This is a genomic window from Mesorhizobium sp. M1A.F.Ca.ET.072.01.1.1 (genome assembly GCF_004023325.1).
In the GTDB taxonomy this organism is placed as follows: domain Bacteria; phylum Pseudomonadota; class Alphaproteobacteria; order Rhizobiales; family Rhizobiaceae; genus Mesorhizobium.
Genome location: NZ_RZSF01000114.1, coordinates 1 through 18,129, shown reverse-complemented (window position 1 = coordinate 18,129; position 18,129 = coordinate 1). Strand labels below are relative to the sequence as shown.

The 18,129-nt window shown below is 61.9% G+C and carries 15 protein-coding genes and 1 pseudogene; 4 read left to right on the top strand and 12 right to left on the bottom strand.

Annotated features, from left to right (window positions below):
• The 8 genes from EOA32_RS17315 to EOA32_RS17280 form a co-directional block, all read right to left on the bottom strand.
• The coding region (locus tag EOA32_RS17315) for an FAD-dependent oxidoreductase (RefSeq protein ID WP_128372399.1) at positions 1-246 on the bottom strand (246 nt) is incomplete at its 3' end.
• The gene (locus EOA32_RS17310; RefSeq protein ID WP_128372398.1) at positions 243-1,760 is read right to left on the bottom strand and encodes an aldehyde dehydrogenase; all 1,518 of its coding nucleotides are present in this window, start codon (positions 1,758-1,760) and stop codon (positions 243-245) included. The genes EOA32_RS17315 and EOA32_RS17310, both read right to left, overlap by 4 nt.
• Positions 1,745-2,665: a dihydrodipicolinate synthase family protein gene (locus tag EOA32_RS17305; RefSeq protein ID WP_095778907.1), complete on the bottom strand. Its 921-nt coding sequence runs from the start codon at positions 2,663-2,665 to the stop codon at positions 1,745-1,747. The genes EOA32_RS17310 and EOA32_RS17305 overlap by 16 nt, the downstream gene beginning before the upstream one ends.
• Positions 2,666-2,774: 109 nt before the next feature.
• Positions 2,775-3,815: a betaine/proline/choline family ABC transporter ATP-binding protein gene (locus tag EOA32_RS17300; RefSeq protein WP_128372397.1), complete on the bottom strand. Its 1,041-nt coding sequence runs from the start codon at positions 3,813-3,815 to the stop codon at positions 2,775-2,777.
• Positions 3,808-4,695: a proline/glycine betaine ABC transporter permease gene (locus EOA32_RS17295; RefSeq protein WP_128372396.1), complete on the bottom strand. Its 888-nt coding sequence runs from the start codon at positions 4,693-4,695 to the stop codon at positions 3,808-3,810. The genes EOA32_RS17300 and EOA32_RS17295 overlap by 8 nt, the downstream gene beginning before the upstream one ends.
• Before the next feature lie 145 nt (positions 4,696-4,840).
• Positions 4,841-5,833 carry a glycine betaine ABC transporter substrate-binding protein gene (locus tag EOA32_RS17290; RefSeq protein ID WP_128372395.1) on the bottom strand — a complete coding sequence of 331 codons (993 nt, stop codon included), beginning with the start codon at positions 5,831-5,833 and terminating at the stop codon, positions 4,841-4,843.
• A gap of 554 nt (positions 5,834-6,387) precedes the next feature.
• A complete protein-coding gene (locus tag EOA32_RS17285; RefSeq protein WP_128372394.1) occupies positions 6,388-7,260 on the bottom strand; it encodes a dihydrodipicolinate synthase family protein in 873 nt (290 codons plus the stop codon).
• A 21-nt stretch (positions 7,261-7,281) separates the two neighbouring features.
• Positions 7,282-8,640, bottom strand: coding sequence for an FAD-binding oxidoreductase (locus tag EOA32_RS17280; RefSeq protein WP_189407188.1), 1,359 nt, complete (start codon positions 8,638-8,640; stop codon positions 7,282-7,284).
• 132 nt (positions 8,641-8,772) lie between these two features.
• On the opposite strand from EOA32_RS17280, the gene EOA32_RS17275 reads away from it, so the two are divergent.
• Positions 8,773-9,681: a LysR substrate-binding domain-containing protein gene (locus EOA32_RS17275; RefSeq protein ID WP_066993098.1), complete on the top strand. Its 909-nt coding sequence runs from the start codon at positions 8,773-8,775 to the stop codon at positions 9,679-9,681.
• A gap of 47 nt (positions 9,682-9,728) precedes the next feature.
• On the opposite strand, the gene EOA32_RS17270 is transcribed toward EOA32_RS17275, so the two are convergent.
• A complete protein-coding gene (locus tag EOA32_RS17270; RefSeq protein ID WP_128372393.1) occupies positions 9,729-10,730 on the bottom strand; it encodes a helix-turn-helix domain-containing protein in 1,002 nt (333 codons plus the stop codon).
• A 135-nt stretch (positions 10,731-10,865) separates the two neighbouring features.
• Here EOA32_RS17270 and EOA32_RS17265 point away from each other — a divergent pair, with 135 nt between their 5' ends.
• Together EOA32_RS17265 and EOA32_RS17260 are read left to right on the top strand one after the other, a co-directional pair.
• Positions 10,866-12,863, top strand: coding sequence for an FAD-dependent oxidoreductase (locus EOA32_RS17265; RefSeq protein ID WP_128372392.1), 1,998 nt, complete (start codon positions 10,866-10,868; stop codon positions 12,861-12,863).
• 113 nt (positions 12,864-12,976) lie between these two features.
• Positions 12,977-14,629: an ABC transporter substrate-binding protein gene (locus EOA32_RS17260; RefSeq protein ID WP_128372391.1), complete on the top strand. Its 1,653-nt coding sequence runs from the start codon at positions 12,977-12,979 to the stop codon at positions 14,627-14,629.
• Between the two features lie 122 nt (positions 14,630-14,751).
• On the opposite strand, the gene EOA32_RS17255 is transcribed toward EOA32_RS17260, so the two are convergent.
• On the bottom strand, positions 14,752-15,438 hold the full coding sequence (locus EOA32_RS17255) for a GntR family transcriptional regulator (protein ID WP_066993109.1): 687 nt from the start codon (positions 15,436-15,438) through the stop codon (positions 14,752-14,754).
• Between the two features lie 200 nt (positions 15,439-15,638).
• Between EOA32_RS17255 and EOA32_RS17250 the strand changes: the two genes are divergently transcribed.
• On the top strand, positions 15,639-16,619 hold the full coding sequence (locus EOA32_RS17250) for a GlxA family transcriptional regulator (protein ID WP_128372390.1): 981 nt from the start codon (positions 15,639-15,641) through the stop codon (positions 16,617-16,619).
• 37 nt (positions 16,620-16,656) lie between these two features.
• On the opposite strand, the gene EOA32_RS17245 is transcribed toward EOA32_RS17250, so the two are convergent.
• A complete protein-coding gene (locus EOA32_RS17245; RefSeq protein ID WP_128372389.1) occupies positions 16,657-17,817 on the bottom strand; it encodes an ABC transporter ATP-binding protein in 1,161 nt (386 codons plus the stop codon).
• Positions 17,810-18,129, bottom strand: a pseudogene (locus EOA32_RS17240) (spermidine/putrescine ABC transporter substrate-binding protein); the annotation flags it as partial. The pseudogene EOA32_RS17240 and the gene EOA32_RS17245, both read right to left, overlap by 8 nt.

The window sequence follows — 18,129 nt, the reverse complement described above, 5'->3', positions numbered from 1 at the left end:
GCCGGAATTCCGGCCGGCGGGGCCTTTGGCAACCTCTCCGGCTTCCAGCAGGACGATCCTGTCGCCGGGCCGTAGCTGGGCGAGGCGCCGGGCGGCGGACAGGCCGGCGAAGCCGCCGCCGATGATCAGCCAGTCGGCCTTGATGTCGCCGTCGAGCGTGCGGACCGGGAAGCAGCGTTTGCTGATCGCCTCCCAGCCAGAGATTCCGGATTCAGCCGGAAGCCGCTTGACGACGAGATCGCTCACCGCACGGTCTCATCGACCGAACGGTCCGAAACGTCGATCCAGACCGTCTTCAGTTCGCAGTAATTGTCATGCGCGAAGACCGACTTGTCGCGCCCGCCGAAGCCGGATTCCTTGTAGCCGCCGAACGGTGTCGTGGCGTCGCCTTCGCCGAAGCAGTTGACGGTGACGACACCCGCCCGGATCTCGCGGGAGAGCTTGATCGCCTTGCGCAGGCTCCCCGTGTAGACGGACGCGGTCAGGCCGTAATTCGTGTCGTTGGCGAGCGCGATCGCCTCGCCCAGCGAGTTGAACGTCGTCACCGACAGGATCGGCCCGAAAATTTCCTCCTGGAAGAGGCGGCTCGCAGGCGTGACGCCGTCGACGACGGTCGGCTCGATATAGGCGCCCTTATGCGTGGCGCCGCCATGGGCGACCAAGAGCTTTTCGGTCTTCACGTCGCCGAGGAAGGATTTCACCTTCTCGAAATGGGTCTTGCTGACCAGCGCGCCGATGCGGTTTTCAGGGTCGAGCGGATCGCCGGTCTTCCATTCGCGCATGTAGGCGCCGATCCGCTCAAGCAACTCGTCCTTGATCTTGGCGTCGACGATGAGCCGCGAGGTGGCCGAGCAGTTCTCGCCCATGTTCCAGAACGCGCCGTTGACCACCTGTTCGGCGACGAGATCGAGGTCTTCGGCGTCGTCGAGAACCACGGCCGGGTTCTTGCCGCCGCATTCCAGCACGACGCGCTTGAGGTTGGAGTCGGCCGCGTAGCGCAGGAAACGGCGGCCGGTCGGCGTCGAGCCGGTGAATGCCACCATGTCGACGCCCATATGCATGCCGATCGGTTCGCCGACCTCCTTGCCGCCGCCCGGCACGACATTGAAGACGCCGGCCGGGATGCCGGCCTCATGGGCGAGCTCCGCGACACGCAGCGTGGTCAGCGTTGTCTCCTGGGCAGGCTTGACGATGACCGAGCACCCGGCCGCAAGCGCCGGGCCGATCTTCCAGGCCAGCATCAGCAGCGGAAAGTTCCACGGCAGGACGCAGCCGACGACGCCGACCGGCTCGCGCACGACCATGGTCAGCGCCTTCGAGCCAACGGGCGCGGTGTTGTCGTAGAGCTTGTCGATCAGCTCGGCATGCCAGCGGATGGTATGGATCGTGTCCGGCACATCGACGGTCTGGCATTCGCGGATCGGCTTGCCGCTGTCGAGGCTTTCCATGACCGCGAGCTCGTGGCGGTTGCGCTCCAGGAGCTTGGCGAATTTGAGCAGGACGGCCTTGCGCTCGCCAGGCGCGAGATGCTGCCAGCGGCCGTCGTCGAAGGCCTCCCTGGCCTTGGCCACGGCGAAGTCGACATCGCTGGCGTCGCAAGCCGCGATGTCGGCAAGCACCTCGCCGGTCGCCGGATTGGTCGTCCTGAAGGTCTTGCCGGAATTCGCCGGGCGGAAGCCTCCGTCGATGAAGGCATTGGTCGGGAATTGAATCTCGGCGGCGAGCGCCTTGTATTCGGCGGCGGTCAAAGGCTCATGCATTGGTTTGCTCCCGACGTGATCTGGGCGACCGTCCGCTTCAGCGTGGCGACGACAGTCTGGAGGGATCGCTTTTCTTCCGAATTGAGAGGCCGCAGCGGAGCGCGCACGCCGCCTGCCTTCAGGCCGATCAGCTCGCATCCATGCTTGATCGACTGGACGAACTTGCCGCATTCGAGAAAGTCCATCAGCGGCAGCATCGCGCTCATGATGGCGCGGCCCTTGTCGAAGTTCTTTTCGAGCACGCAGGCCTCGTAGAGCGCGACGTGCTCGCGCGGCAGGAAGTTCGAGCCGGCGCAGACCCAGCTCCTGGCGCCCCAGGCGAAGAATTCCAGCGCCTGGTCGTCCCAGCCGCAGGAAAGCGAGATGTGCGGGAACTTGCGGGCAAGCCGGTGCAAATTGCCCATTTCGCCGGAGCTTTCCTTGATGGCGACGACGTTGCGGGATTTGCCGACGCGGGAGAAATACTCCTCGCCCATCATCACGCCCATGCGGGCCGGATAGTTGTAGAGCATGATCGGAAGGTTGGCCGCGCGGTCGACGGTGAGCGCATGAACCGCGTTCTCGCGCTCCGTCGGCAAGGCATATGGCGGCGACGAGACGAGGATCGCGTCGGCGCCGATCTCCTTCGCCGCCTTGGCGTATTCGACCGAATCTTCGGTCCTGGTAGCGCCTGTGCCGATGACCAGCGGAAGGCGGGTGCCGATCACCTGCTTGGCGTATGCACCGAGCTCGAAGCGCTCCTGGGCGCTTTGGGCATAATATTCACCGGTCGATCCACCAACGATGATGCCGTGCACCTTGGCTTCGATGAGCGACTCCAGAACATCCGCGAAAGCGGCGTCGTCGATCCGCCCGTCAGGGCGAAGCGGCGTGATCGCCGGTGTATAGATGCCTTCGAATTTCAAGATAGTTCTCCATCAATGGAGTGGCGATTTCGATCAATGGGCTGTTCGGCAAAACAGGGCCGTTTGCGAACTCTCGCGTCATCGCTTTCCGAGAACGCAATTGCGTACCTCACGCGACCGCCCCGGATGAAAGAGCCGCCGTGATCTGCCGCAGCGAAATCAGTCCGAGCGGCCGGCCGCCGTCGCCTGTGACGAAGGCTGAATCATAGGAGGAGTTCGTCAGTTCCTTGGCAGCGATCTCGAGCGTCAAGCCGGACTTCAGCTTCGGCAGCGATCTGCTCTCGGATTGCAGCAGGGATTCCATGATGGCATCGACCTTGACGAAGCGGCCGCGATTGACGTCCTTGACAAACCGCTCGATGTAATCGTCGGCGGGGCGCAACAGGATGTCCTGGCTGTCGCCCTGCTGGATGATCGAGCCATCGCGCAAGATGACGATCTGGTCGCCGAGCCTCAGCGCCTCATCGAGATCGTGGGTGATGAAGACGATGGTCTTTTTCAACTCGGTCTGCAGTTCGAGAAGCATGGTCTGCATGTCGGTCCGGATCAGCGGATCGAGAGCCGAGTAGGCTTCGTCCATCAGCAGGATCGAGGCATTGTTGCTCAGCGCGCGCGCAAGTCCGACGCGCTGTTGCATGCCGCCAGACAGTTCGTTCGGATAGCGCGTCTCGAAACCGGAAAGCCCCACGCGATCGATCCAGCCCATGGCCGTATCGCGGCTCTTGGCCGCTTCGACACCGCGCACCTCCAGGCCGAACGTCACGTTGTCGATGACGGTCCTGTGCGGCAGGAGTCCAAACCTCTGGAACACCATCGCTGTGTGATTGCGTCGGAACTCCCGCAGATCCAGCTCGGACATATCGAGGACGTTACGCCCATCGATCATGATCGAGCCGGACGTCGGCTCGATCAGGCGGTTGATGTGCCGGATCAGCGTCGACTTACCCGAGCCCGACAGCCCCATGACGACCTGGATCTTTCCGGCCGGCATGGAGATGTTGATATTATTCAAACCCAGGATTTGCCCGTGCACCTTTGCCAATTCGGCCTTGGTCATGCCGCTGCGGACCGCGTCGACATGTTGCGCCGGCGACTTTCCGAATATCTTGTAGAGGTCACGGATTTCGATTGACGCGTTGTTGCTAGTCATGTGCTGCACCCCGGTGCTTCTGCAGGCGATGCCCATAGGCCTGGCTGATGCGGTCGAAAATGATCGCGATGCCGACGATGGCAAAGCCGTTGAAGATGCCTTGCGTGAAGTACTGGTTGGCGATGGCTTGCAGAACGTTGAGCCCGAGCCCCTGCACGCCGATCATCGAGGCGATGACCACCATGCCGAGCGCCATCATGATCGTCTGGTTTATGCCGGCCATGATTGTCGGCATGGCGAGCGGGATCTGCACTTTCCAGAGCTTTTGCGAGCGCGAGCAGCCATAGGCGTCAGCGGCCTCCAGGACCTCCTTGTCGACCAGGCGGATGCCAAGGTCGGTGAGGCGGATGATCGGCGGGATGGCGTAGATCACCACCGCGATGAACCCCGGCACACGGCCTATGCCGAGCAGCATGACGACCGGAATGAGATAGACGAAAGGCGGCATCGTCTGCATGACGTCGAGCACCGTCTGCATGACCCCGCCAACGCGCTTGTAGCGGTTCATCAGGATGCCGAGCGGGATGCCGATGGCAATGGCGAAGATGGTCGAGGTGAAGACAAGCGAAATCGTCTTCATCGCATCTTGCCACAGGCCAAGAAGGCCGATGGCGATGAGCGTACCGACGACGGCGGCGACCACGGCCCAGCGCCGTGCCGCAAACCAAGCGACGACGGCCAGGGCGATCACGACCAGGGGCCAAGGCGCGTTCGAGATGGTGCTTTCGAAGAAGATGAGGACGCGCTGCAGCGGATAGAAGAAATCCTCGATCGATTGACCGTAGCCACGCGTCAGCGCTTTCAAAGCGCCGTCGATGGCCCGCTTGACCGCAAGCAGGAATTCGGGGTCGAGTTGAGGGAATCTGAAAAGCCAATCCATGTCGCGATGCCCTATTGTGAGTGCGCCACAGGCGACACATTGCCGGCCACAGGCCGAGAGCAGGGAACGAAGGCTACGCCGACAGACCGAGCCGCATCGGAGGCCTTGAGAATCCTCAAAGCCTCCACTTGCTCGGTTGCCAGATTTAGAGCGCGGCCTTGACCTTTTCGGCGACGTCAGCCGGGACCCACTTGGTCCAGACTTCCGGCATGTTCTTGATGAACCACTTGGCGCCGTCCTCGCCGTTGGCCTGGTTGTCGGTCATCCACAGCATCACCTTGCCGACTTCGGCCTGGGTCCAGCTGCGCTTGGCGAAATAGTCCTTGACCGGACCGACGTCGTCACGCGAGGTGAACTTGCTGCTGGCCAGCGTCACCATCTCTGCCTGTTTCCAGTAGTTCGGCTTCGGATCGGGGCAGTCCTGCTTGGAGGTGCAACGCGCCCACTCGGCATCGTCGTGAGCCATTTCGAGGCGCACCATCGGATACTTCACCAGCAGCGATGTCGGCGCCCAATATTGCGCGAGAAATCCCTGCTTCTGTTCATAGGCCTTGGAGATGACGCCATCGAGCGCTGCAGCCGAGCCCGTTGGGACCAGCTCGAAGCCCTTCTTGTCTCCCTCGATGGCTTTATAGAGCTGCGCCGTCACGACCGTGTCGCCCCAGCCCTGTGGGCCCTGGATAACGCCACCCTTGGAAGGGTCTTCCGGAGCCGGGAACAGCTCAGGATGCTTCATGGCGTCGTCGACGGTCTTGATGTCGGGATGCGCGTCAGCGACATATTTGGGAATGTACCAGCCGGAAACCTGTCCGTCGCTGATCGCGGTGCCGATCTGGCTGATCCGCCCCTCGGCGGCGCCCTTGGTATAGACGTCACCAAGCAGGCTTGGCGTCGATTCCGAAGAGATATCCGGCTGGCCCTTCTCGATCATCGCGGTGATCGTCGGCACGGTGTCGCCAGCAACCGTCGTGGCGTTGCAGCCATAGCCGTTCTTCAGGATGAACTGGTCGACATTGGACATGGCCTCGGCCGACTGCCAGCTGAAGACCGCCAAAGTAATCTCGCCGCAGGCTGCGTGTGCGGCTCCGGCGCTCAGCAGAGCCCCAAGGGCAACGGCGGGAAAGAGCAATCGTCTCATTGTGTTCTCCTCACTTTTTCGCGTGGCTTATTGATGAAGTGACACCGAACCCACGCCGCCCGGCGAAACTGAGCCTGCGACTAGCAGGTGATGCAAAACGGCGGTCTCATCGTCTTCCCATTGCTCGGTAGATCGCGATGTCCCCGCCTGCTTCTGGCTGCGGAGGCGCCACACTGAGGCCTTCGGCCGACACTTCGTGCGGCAGATCGATATGAAACCGGAGTTGCGGCCTGCAGGTCCGGCGCATTCGATGGGGCGCAAAATTGCACATGGGCGCGCCAGAGTCAACGAATTGTATTATCTGCGTACACAGATTTTATAATCAGATAACACATAGCCTGCCCAAAGATCGTTCACCAGGCGCTTCGTCGGCGGCCGGTACGAGATTTCTCGCACACCTGTTCCAGGGGCTTGTCGTGCCGTCCTACGTGCTCCAGCCCATCAAATCGGCGGCAAGGTCGGCGGAAGGCTGACCGGAAGAAGGTCTTCGCAGCCAGCTTTTCTTGTTATGTTACGCATGCACGTTCCCTCTCATTAGGGCCGATGACAGGACCTCAGCCAAGCAGGGGCCCGAGCGAATGCCGCAGAGCCGCCTCTTGCTCGGACGAGAGCCTCCTTAGCGGCTTGCGGACGTTTCCGGTGCCGAAGCCGCGCAGCTGCGCTGCCCTCAGCACCGATGGGGTGTATGGCCCCCGCCAGATGAAAAGCAGTGACGGCAGCATCCGCTGCCAAAGCTGGAACGCCTCGTCATATTGTCTGGCGGTCACCAGCTCGTACAATCTGACGGCTTCGTAGGGCATGTAGTTGGCTGCCCCCCAGATCACGCCGCGAGCCCCGGCCAAGAGCGCGTAAAGCGTGGTCGTGTCGCAGCCGTTGAGGACGGCGCCTCGCGTGCGCAGGAATTCCTGGTGCACGGTGAAGTCGCCGGCGCTGTCTTTGATGTACCTGAAGTTCTTGAGCCCGCTGAGGCGGTCGAAAAGCGCCGCCGATACTGAAATTCCGGTCGCCTGCGGGATGTTGTAGCCGACTATGTCGATGCCGACAGCCGCATCGATTTCCTCGTAGAAGCTGAAAATGCCGTGCTCGTCGGATGGCCCCTCGAAATAGGGCGGCAGGACCATCAGGGCGTTCGCCCCGACGGACTCGGCTTGCCGCGACCGCCGGACCACCTCCTCCACGTTGAGCGCGGAGCTTTGGCAAATCACATTGCATCGGCCGGCCACGAGCTTGACACCAACCTCGTACAGGCGGTTGCATTCGCTTTCGGTCAGGTAGGGGTGCTGTCCGGTGCCGGATCCCAGCACCAGTCCGTGCACGCCGGCGGCAAGATACTTCTCGATCAGTTCTTCGAAGATCGCGAAGTCGATCGCTCCATCCTCGTCGAATGGGGTCTGCATCGCCAGATTGATGCCCTTCAGGTCGCTCATTTCCATTCCTCTTCGATTTGACTAAACCTCTGCGCCCGCTTGCTTGAAGCGAAGCGCCGTCGCGATGCGGACTCCCATGGCGGTGATCAGCCTTGGATAGGGTCTGCTTGGCCGGGCCCGGCCTTTCAGAATCTCGATGACCGGCGATGAAAGACCGGCAGCGACTTCGGCAACCGCCTTGCCGAAGGCGGCGCCCCTGGCCACGCCCGTTCCGTTGCAGAAAGCGGCTCCGTAGACGTTCTCTCCCAGCTCGCCGAACACCATGCCGCCGTTTTGCGCCAGCGTCAGGAGACCACCCCAACTGGCCTCGAATCCGATGTGCGAAAGTTCGGGCCAGCGACGCTCGAACGCCACCTGCTGTTGAATTCGCGCCCTTTCGACATCCTGCGCGGTCGTCTTGAAATCACGCGCGTAGGCGTAGACGTTCCGCAGGAAGAGCCGGTTGTCGCGGGTGCGCCGTACCGTCGTTCCGAAGCTGTTCGCCGGTATCAGTCCATACGCATTCTGTTGCCCGACAGACGCCAGCTCCGACGCGGTAAGCTGCCGCGTCATGCTGGCGAACGTATAAAGCGGGATGGCGCGATTGTTGAAAAAGCCGAACCTGGTCAGATAGCCGGATGCGCAGATGATGACCTTGGCTGATTTGATGATGCCCGTGGGCGTCTCGAAAACATGCCGGGGCTTGCCGAATTCCACCGCCACGATTGGCGTGTTCTCGTGGACGGTGACGTTCTTGGGAAGCTGACGGGCAGCGTTCTTCAGGTATTTCGCCGGCTGCAAGAGAATTGTGCCGGGATGGTGTATCGCCTTGATGTAATGCCTGCTCCCGGTGATGGACCGGATTTCCGGCAGATCGACCCAGCGATGCTCTTGTCCGAGCCTGTCCAGCGCCGCGGAGAAACGCCTCAGATCGTCGACGCCATGGGCCGTGGCAGCGCTATGGTACTTTCCTTGTGGGTCCCAGTCGCAATCGACGCCGTGTTCCTCGACCGCGCTGCGAATGTAGGCAATCCCGTCCAGATTGACGAAGAGCTCCTCTTTGTTTCCCTTGATGTCTTCGACGAAGTCGCGCTTGCGGGGGTTGTGCGCGAGATCGATCACAAACCCCATGCATCGGCCGGATGCGTTGTCGCCTATCCGGCCGGCATCGACGAGGAGCACGCAGGCGTCCGGATGGAGCTCGGCATAGCGCCGCGCTGCATGCAATCCCATCCAGCCGCTGCCAATGACGAGACAATCGCAAGACACGTCTCCCTTCATCGGCACGGCGGCCAGTTCCGGGCCTGATGTGCTGTACCAGCCCGAGACCGTGGGTTCAGCGTGAGGCGCTTGCACCGGTATGCGATGTGTCGGCAATTTCTGGAGCAAGGGATCTGCCATGTTCAAGGCGCGATCGGACCGTTTGGTGCCACCCGCAGGGCCAGCATCGCGATTTCATCTCTGAGATGAATAGAACACGCGGGCGGCACCGCTCGTAGACTGAAAAGAAGCTGCCTGATATAAATTGCATCTATGTCAAAGCTTCGCAGCCTCGTTCCGTCGACCCATTCCCTGTTCGTGTTTGAGGCAGCGGCCAGAAACCTGAGCTTCAAGCGGGCGGCCAGCGAGCTCAACGTGACCCAGCCGAGCATTTCCCACGCGATCAAGATGCTCGAGAGACATTGCGGCGTCGCCTTGTTTTCGCGAGACAATCGCGGTGTGCACCTCACCGAGGCGGGGCGTCAGCTTCACGAGGAGGTCCGCACGAGTTTCCGGCGGATGGAGCAAAGTCTCGAGGCCATTTCCGACCGCGGCACCAGATACATCACATTCGCCGCCTCGACGTCGCTCGCAGCTCACTGGCTGGCGCCGCAGCTCTATCATTTTCAGGGCGATCATCCGGATATCAGGATCAGGGTCGTCGCCACCGACAGGGACATCGAACCCGATCAGGACATAGACGTGACCGTCTGGGTCCGGCCTCGAGACTTTCAGGACCCCAACAGCTGGTTCGTCTGCGACGAAGTGATCTTCCCGGTCTGCTCGCCAAGCTACCTTTCGGCTCATGCCGAGCTGCGCACGGTCGACGATCTCGGCCGTCACCGGTTGCTCCATTCGTCCGACGCCTACCGCAAGCGCATGGGCTGGCCCGAATGGGTGGAATTGGCGGGAGGCGATGGCGCCAGGATCAAACCCGACATCGTCTTCAACGACTATCAGCTAACGCTGCAGGCGGCGCTTGCCGGCGAGGGGATCGCGCTGGGTTGGTCGCTGACGGCCCAGTATCTTCTCAGCAACAAGCTTCTCGTGCGCCCGCTGCGGTCGGAAACAAGAACCGACAGGGCCTTCTTCCTGCTGACGAATGATCGTACGGGCCAAGGCCGAAAATCGCGCGAGCTTGTGGACTGGTTCATGGCTCAATCGAAAGAGCTTCGCTCGTAGCGCGATTGGCTCTCCGGCGGCGGCCTTCATTCGCTCCCGGAGCCGCATCAAAGTTTTCCAATGCGTCTGAACTGCTCCGGCGTCATCGAAAAGTGCTTTTTGAAGGTGCTGCAGAAATGCGCGGTGTCGCTGAAGCCGGTTTCATAAGCGATCTCGGTCACGCTGCGCCGCCGGCTGGCAAGCAGTTCACGCGCAGCGATTAGACGAATGCGGCGCCAGAATGCCGCGGGCGCGGTTCGGAGATCGGCCAGGAAGGCTCGGTTCAAGCGCGCTTTGGAGGTGTTCAGAGAACGCGCGAGCTCCTCAATCGAGCATGGCGTATCAATACGGGTCTCCATCACTTTCACAGCCTCCACGGTCAGCCGCGACGCTGCCCCAAGAGCCTCCTCGTACGGTTTCGTCCTGAGGACAATCCGCGGCTCTTCGGGTTTGAACAGAAGGTAGTTAAGGGCCTTCTGAGCCCTGCCGGCATTGCTGTAATGCGCAATAAGGAAAGCCGCGACCTCGATAGCCACGATGCTTCCCGGACATGTTACGATGTTGCCGTCGATGACATAATTTTGGCTGGTGACCGGGCTGACATCCTGAAACCTGGCGGCGAACTCGCCCAAGGTGTCGAAATGCAGAGCGCATTCACGATGCCTGAGAAGTCCAGCCTGAGCCAGCACAAAGCTGCCAGTGCACAAGCCGATGATGGGAATGCCACGTTTGTCCGCGGCCTGCAGATAGTCAAACGTCGCCGCCTGGATATGATCCATGTCCCGCACCAGTCCGCCGCAAACGGCTATGCAGTCATAGGCGCTCGGATTTTCCAGGTTTCCTGTCGCAACCATCTCAAGACCGCAACTGGCACGCACCGGTAGCGGCCCTGCCGAGATGAAATCCCACGCGAAATAGACCTGCCGGCTCTGATCCTGCTTGTCGGCGGCCAAACGCAGGGCATCCACAAAGCTCGCCATCGGCGTCAGGGTGAAGCTTGGGCAAAGGATGATGCCGATCTTGAGGTAGGGGAGCCCCACGCGCTCGGGGGTTTTCAGCGCAGGTGTCAATTTAGCCTACTCCACGACGTCTGGCGTGCCGGTCCATTTCTTATGAAAAATGCACCGAAATCACAATTCTGGAATTTCGCGAACCGCTAATGTTCGGTCGGTTCCAATCCGATGGGCGTTCGCGGCGAAACTGAAATGACGCTAAAGCCGGCTTTCCCGAAAATCCTCGAGCCGCTCCAACTGCGCCACAAGACGCTGCGCAATCGGATCAATTTCGGGGCTCACACGGCCAACATGGCCGAGGACGGTCTGCCTGGAGCGCGGCACCTGGGCTACTACCTGGAGCGGGCCAGGGGAGGCGCGGCCATGGTCGTGGTCGAGCCGATGCCGGTCCATCGCACGGCTCGGTTGACGCGCGGCAATTTCCGTCACGACGATGATGCGGTGATCCCCGGTTTCAGGGCGATCACCGATGCATGCAAGGCCGAAGGCGCGGTGATGGTTCACCAGCTTTATCATGTCGGCCAGCATGGGGATTACGACAATTCCTACTCGGCGAACTGGTCGCCATCCGGCCTGCCGTCCTACCACGATGGAGACGGCAGCCACCGGATGCGGGAAGCCGAGATCGAGGAGATCATCGAGAGCTTCGTTCGCGCCGCTGTCCGAGCGAAGAAATGCGGTTTCGATGGCGTGGAATTGTTCGGCCCCTACAATTCGCTCATCGAGCAGTTCTGGCTTCCCTGGTCGAACCGGCGCGACGACCGCTGGGGTGGCTCGTTCGAAAACAGGATGCGATTCTCGACCGAGATCACCTCGCGCATTCGTGCGGCCGTCGGTGAAGAGTTCATTATCGGCCTCGCGTCGAGCATCGACACCTCTGTCGACGTGGGGATGAACACGGAACTGCTCCAGGAGATTGCCGCGTATCACGATACGCGGACGCTGATCGATTACATCAGTTGCGGCACGGGAAGCTATTTCGACCACTCCTCGGTAATGCCGACCTTCCTGTTTGCCGACAAGCTTGGCGCTCCCAACGCCGAGGCGCTGAAACAAGTTTGCAAACACACCCGCGTCCAGGCGGAAAGCCATATCCGGACACCGGAGAATGCCAACGAGGTTATCTCGTCGCGGCAGGCCGACATGATCAGCATCGTTCGCGGACAGATCGCCGATCCCTATTGGGTCAGGAAGGTGGAGAGCGGCAGGGACGCCGACATTCGCGGCTGCATCTCGTGCAATCAGATGTGCTGGGGAAGGCGGTCGAGAGACTATTGGATCTCGTGCCTCGTCAATCCTTCGGCCGGCCGCGAATTCGAGTGGGGCGGCGATCGCTTCGGGCCGGCCGAGACGCCGAAGCGTGTGCTCGTCGTGGGAGGCGGCCCGGCCGGTCTTGAAGCGGCTCGCGTCGCCGCCGAGCGCGGTCACAGCGTGACGCTCGCGGAGGCCGGCCCACAACTCGGCGGGCAGTTCAGGCTTGCGGGCTTGCAGCCTCGCCGATCTCAGATCCTAGAGCTGATCGACTGGTACGAACGACAGTTGAGCAGGCTGGGCGTGACCGTCTTGTTCAATGCCCCGCTCGATGCTGGGGAGATTGCCGGCCGCGACTTCGAGGAAATCGTCATTGCGACGGGCTCGCAGCCAGCGGGAACCGGTTTCCAGCGTGGACTGCCTGGGCAGGACCGCCTTCCGGGTGTGGACTTGCTCAATGTCTGGTCCGTCGAGGACGTGATGACCCGGACGGCACGGCTGGGCGACCATGTGCTCCTCATCGATGACACCGGTGACTGGCGGGGTCTCGGCACCGCTCTCGAAATTGCCGCGTCTGGCCATCGCGTCACGGTCGTCACCTCCTGGCCGGTGCTCGGACGTTACCTGCAGCGGACGGAAAGCGACGGCGTGGCGCGGGCCAAGCTCAAGAGCGCCGGCGGCGAATGGATAACCGACTCGGTGGTCAAGGAATGGCATGGCGACCGTGCGACGGTCAGGTGCCACCTCGATGGCGCCGAGACCGTCATCAACGCCGACACACTGATCCTTGCGACCACCAACGTCTCGGACACCTGGGTGCTGGATGATCTCGAAGACCTGGCACCGGCGCTGAAGCCGAAAGTCATCGGCGACGCCTTGGCGCCGCGGCTCGCAGTGGCTGCAATCTACGAGGGGAGGGTGCTTGGCCAATCCATCTAGGCCGCAGCCAACGGCCGGACAACGCCAGCAGTCGCCCCTTCTTCGGCCAGCGGCGCATCGCATTGGCTGGGGCAATACGTGAGAGACAAAAATCGTCAACAGGGAGCATCGAAATGAAGTTCTTCAAAAGCGGAGGAACCCGCGTACCAAAAGCGATAACGCGCATGGCCAAGGACGCTCGTGAGGGCCGCATGGACCGGCGCGAATTCCTCGCGATTGCGAGCGCGTTCGGCGCATCGACCGCGGCCGCTTACGGCATGGTCGGCTTGGCCGCGCCGACGCCGGCGCTCGCCGAGGAAGGCAAGAAGGGCGGAACGCTTCGCGTCGCCATGGTGGTGAAGCAGCAGAAGGATCCGCGGACCTATGATTGGGTCGAGATGGCCAATATCAGCCGCACCTGGCTGGAGCCGCTGGTCAGGTATACCCGCGAATTCACTTTCGAGCCGGTTCTCCTGGAGAGCTGGGAGGTCAATGGCGACGCCACCGAATATCTGCTCCATGTCCGCAAAGGCGTAACCTGGAACAACGGCGACACGTTCAACGCCGACGATGTCGTCTACAACTTCAGCCGCTGGTGCGACAAGAACGCGCCGGGCAATTCCATGGCGGCACGCGTCAACAGCCTGGTCGACCCGAAGACCGGCAAGGTGCGCGAGGGCGCCGTCACCAAGGTCGATGACTACACCGTCAAGCTCTCGCCGAGCGACCCGGACATCGCGATCATCGCCAATATAACCGACTATCCGGGTCTGATCGTGCACCGGAATTTTGACGCCGACGGCGCCAATCCGGTCACAAAGCCGATCGGGACCGGTGCGTTCGAGCTCGTCTCCTACGACGTCGGCCAAAAGGCCGTCGTCAAGCGGCGCGAGAGCGGCAAGTGGTGGGGTGGCGGGGCGCTTCTGGATGGGATCGAGTTCATCGACTACGGAACCGATCCAGCCGCGATGGTAAGCGCCTTCGAGTCCGGCGAGGTTGATCTCAACAATGAGACCGGAGCGGACTACGTCGAGATCCTGGACAAGATTGGACTTCACCAGACCGAGATCCAGACCGCGACCACGCTGGTTGCCCGTACCAATGTCACGCACAAGCCCTATGACGACCAGCGTGTGCGCAACGCTCTCCAGATGGCCGTCGACAACAACGTCGTGCTACAACTCGGCTATGCGGGCCGCGGCACGGTCGGCGAGAATCATTTTGTCAGCCCGATTCACCCCGAATACTGTCCCTTGGCCAAGAAAGCGCGCGATCCGGCAGGAGCGAAGAAACTCATGGCGGAGGCGGGCCAGGCGGATTTCGAGCACGAATTGATCACCGTCGACGATGACTGGAACAAGAGCACGGGGGATGCGATCGCGGCTCAGCTTCGCGACGCGGGCATCAAGGTCAAGCGCACGGTGATGCCCGGCTCGACGTTCTGGAACGACTGGACGAAGTATCCTTACTCTCTGACCGTTTGGTACATGCGCCCCCTTGGCGTCCAGGTTCTGGCGCTGGCGTTTCGCACCGGCGAGGCCTGGAACGAAACGGGCTACTCCAATCCGGAGTTCGACAAGAAGCTCAAGGAGGCCTTGTCGGTGAGCGCCCCCGAAAAGCGGCGTGAGGTGATGAAGGATATCGAGACTATCATTCAGGACTCGGGGATCATCATCCAACCCTATTGGCAGAAGCTCTACAATCACATGAGCATTAAGGTGAAGAACTACTCCATTCACCCAACGTTCCAGATGGATCTGCAAAAGGTCTGGCTGGAACAGGCCTGACGGATCGGTGCCCCGGTGGCGGCCGCGAAATCTGCCTCTAAGCGGGAGATTTCGCTGCCGGCACCGGGCCCGGCAGCAGGCGTTCTTCCTATCCCGGCCGCAGTCGCTTTCCTAAGCGGCCGTCAGTTATCGCCGACCAGCGCGTCCGCCTTCATGCCCTGGGGCGCGATGAACATTTCCATGTTCTCGCGCGACAGTTCCCAGTGCTCGAACACGAGGTCGACGACGGCGTCCTCCTCATGCGCGCCGATGGCTGAGATGAAGCCGTCATGATGTTCGACCGCCGTCTGCAGCCGCTTGCGCATGTCGTCATTGCGTGGGCGGAAGAAGGTATGGCCGATGCGGGCGTGGTCGATCAGCAACCTGCCGAGGCTTGGTTGAAGATAGGCGTTGGCGGACATCTCGCCGATGATCTCGTGAAACCTGTTGTTCTCGACCACCATGGAAAGCGCATCGCCCGACTTGCTCGCGGCACGAAAACGCTCCTGCGTGTCCTTCAGGTCTACCATCTGCGAAGGCTTGAAATTCTGCACGGCCAGCCGGCCGATGGCGGCGTAGACCATCGGGGCAACCAGGAAGAATTGCCGAAGGGTCGAATGGTTCATCGGAACGACCCTGGCGCCCCGGTTCGCGCGGATCTCGATATAACCTTCGCCCTCCAGCCGGCGGAAGATTTCCCTGACCGGGGTTCGCGACAGGCCATAGCGCTCGCTCAGCGCCACCTCGTCCAGATCCTCGTCAGGATCGAGCTCCATTGTCAGGATGCGACGCTTCAGATCGTCATAGAGACTGCCCTTGCTTCCCTTCATGGCGCACCTTCGGAATCATCCTTGCCAATCGACATATCTGGCACGGTTGGAAGAGTCGCATGCACTTGCAAGTGAGTCAACGGATTGTATTTTCTTGGTACACAATATAAGACCGGATGGATCGGTGGCCCAAATGACAGCCCGGACGGCGATCTTGTCTGAATGAGCTTCGGATAACGCAAGGGACAGGTCCGCAAAGCATGGCCAAGAAGTTTGCGTTTCTCCTGGTGCGCGATTTCACTTTGTCGCCGCTGTCGCTTTTCATCGACACGCTGCGTTTGGCCGGCGACGAGGGCGATCGCAGCCGCAGGGTGGAGTTCGACTGGCAGATCGTCGGCGAGCGCGGCCTGCCGATCCGGGCGAGCTGCGGCGTCGAATTGCTGCCGACCAAGGCGATCGGCAATCCGGAGGATTTCGACAACGTCGTCGTGGTTGGAGGTCTGCTCGACACCAACCGCAATCTCAGCGCTGAAAAGGAGGCCTTCCTTCTGCGGGCCGCCGACAAGGGCGTGCCGATAACCGCGCTGTGCACGGGAAGCTTCGTGCTGGCCCGCTATGGCTTGCTGGACGGCTACAGCGCCGCCGTCAGCTGGTTCCACATCAAGGATTTTCGCGCCGAATTCCCCGATGTGAATGCGCATGCCGACAGCCTCTATTCCGTCGACCGCGGCCGCGCGACATGCGCCGGCGGCACCGGCGCGGCAGACCTTGCCGGTTATATCGTGTCGCAATTCATCGGTCAGAAGGCGGCGGAAAAGGCCGCCAAGATCCTCGTGCTCGATCGCATCCGCAACATCCGGGACGTGCAGCCCGTCGGCGATCTGTTTCCCGAAGCGTCGAGCCGTGCGGTGAAACGGGCCTTGCTGCTGATGGAAAGCAGCCTGCAGGAAAAGATATCGGTCACCGAGATCGCAAGCCGGTTGAATTGCTCCCGGCGCCAGCTCGAGCGTCTTTTCGCGACCGAGCTGGGCACGAGCCCGATGGCCGCGTACCTGGCGCTCAGGGTTCACTACGCCAAGTCGCTGCTGGAAGGCAGCGACCTGCAGATAGGCGACATCGCCTACAGATGCGGCTTCGAAAATGCCGGGCACTTCAGCCGGGTATTCCGCCAGCACACTGGCATCACGCCGACCAACCTCAGGCATCCCGGCCGCTTGGCTGCTCAAGCGGCGAAGCAATGAATTCCCGAAGGCCGATGCGGACGAGGGCCTTGGTGCCTTACGAAATCCGCTGCCCGTTCTCGTCCAGCAAAACACAGCCGCTCGGATCGAACCCGACCTCGATGATCTCGCCCTCCCGGACGATGCGGCCGTTGATCGGCGCGTTGGCGCGGATGCTCGTCTTGCCGCCGAAGTCGATCTCGTAGATGGCGCTGCCGCCGAGATAGGAGGTCGAGACGACCCGGCCGGAGAGCCGGTTGCCGCCTGCTGCAGGACCGACCGACAGTTTCTGCGACCGCACCACCACGGTGACCTTGCTGCCCGGCGCCAGCGGCCGCGGCGACGTTACATGGACGGTCTGGCCGGCGGCAAGCCTCACCGCTATCTGCCCGTCGGATCTGCTGACGGTGCCGGCAAGCATGTTGGCCTTGCCGAGGAAATCGGCGACGAAGGCGGTGGCGGGCCGCTCATAGACTTCCTCCGGCGTGCCGATCTGCTCGACCGAGCCGGCGTTCATCACCACGATGCGGTCCGACATGGAGAGCGCTTCTTCCTGGTCGTGGGTGACGAAGATGGCGGTGATGCCGGTTGCCTTCTGGATCTTCTTGATCTCGACGCGCATCTCCTCGCGCATGTTGGCGTCGAGCGCCGACAGCGGCTCGTCGAGCAGCAGCACCTGCGGTTCGAAGACGATGGCCCGCGCCAGCGCGATGCGCTGCTGCTGCCCGCCCGACAATTGTGAGGGCAGCTTCTTCTCGCTGCCCGGCAGCCGCACCATGTCGAGCGCCTGGCCGACCCTGCGCGCGATCTCGGGCTTCGGCACGTTGCGGTACTTCAGGCCGAAGGCGACATTGTCGAACACGCTCTTGTGCGGGAACAGCGCGTAGCTCTGGAACACCAGGCCGATGTTGCGCTTGTAGATCGGCACGTCGTCGACCCGCCGCCCATCGATCATGATCTGGCCGCCCGAAATGTCGACCAGCCCGGCGATGGAGCGCAGGATCGTCGTCTTGCCGCAGCCCGACGGCCCAAGCAGGGTGACGAAACTGCCCTTGCGGATCGACAGCGAGAAGTCGCGCACAGCGACGAACTTGCCGTAGGCGATGTCGATGTCGCGGAACTCGACCGCCGGCTGCTCCGCATCCATGTTGGGAGCGGTGCCGGGTGCCCCGGCCGAGACCGGCCGGGGGCTGAGTGACGCTTGGCTTCTGTCAGGCACCTTTCGCGATCCTGTCCCATTGTTTGGTCCAGGCGTCCTCGTTGGTCGCCCAGTAGACCGGATCGGCGAAGGTCAGCGCCTTCATCGAGCCGGTCTTGTCGAAAGCCGGCAGCTTCTCGATCTTCTCGGTGAGCTTCACCTTGGTCGGGTCGAGCGACGGCGGGTAGCTCTGGCCCTCGGCCACCGCGATGGAGGTGGCCGGATCGAGCATGAAGTTGATCAGCTCTTCGCATTCGGTCATCGGCGAGCCTTTCAGGATCAGCATGTCCTCCATCCAGGCATAGGAGCCAGCAGGATCGAGAAAGCCGAACG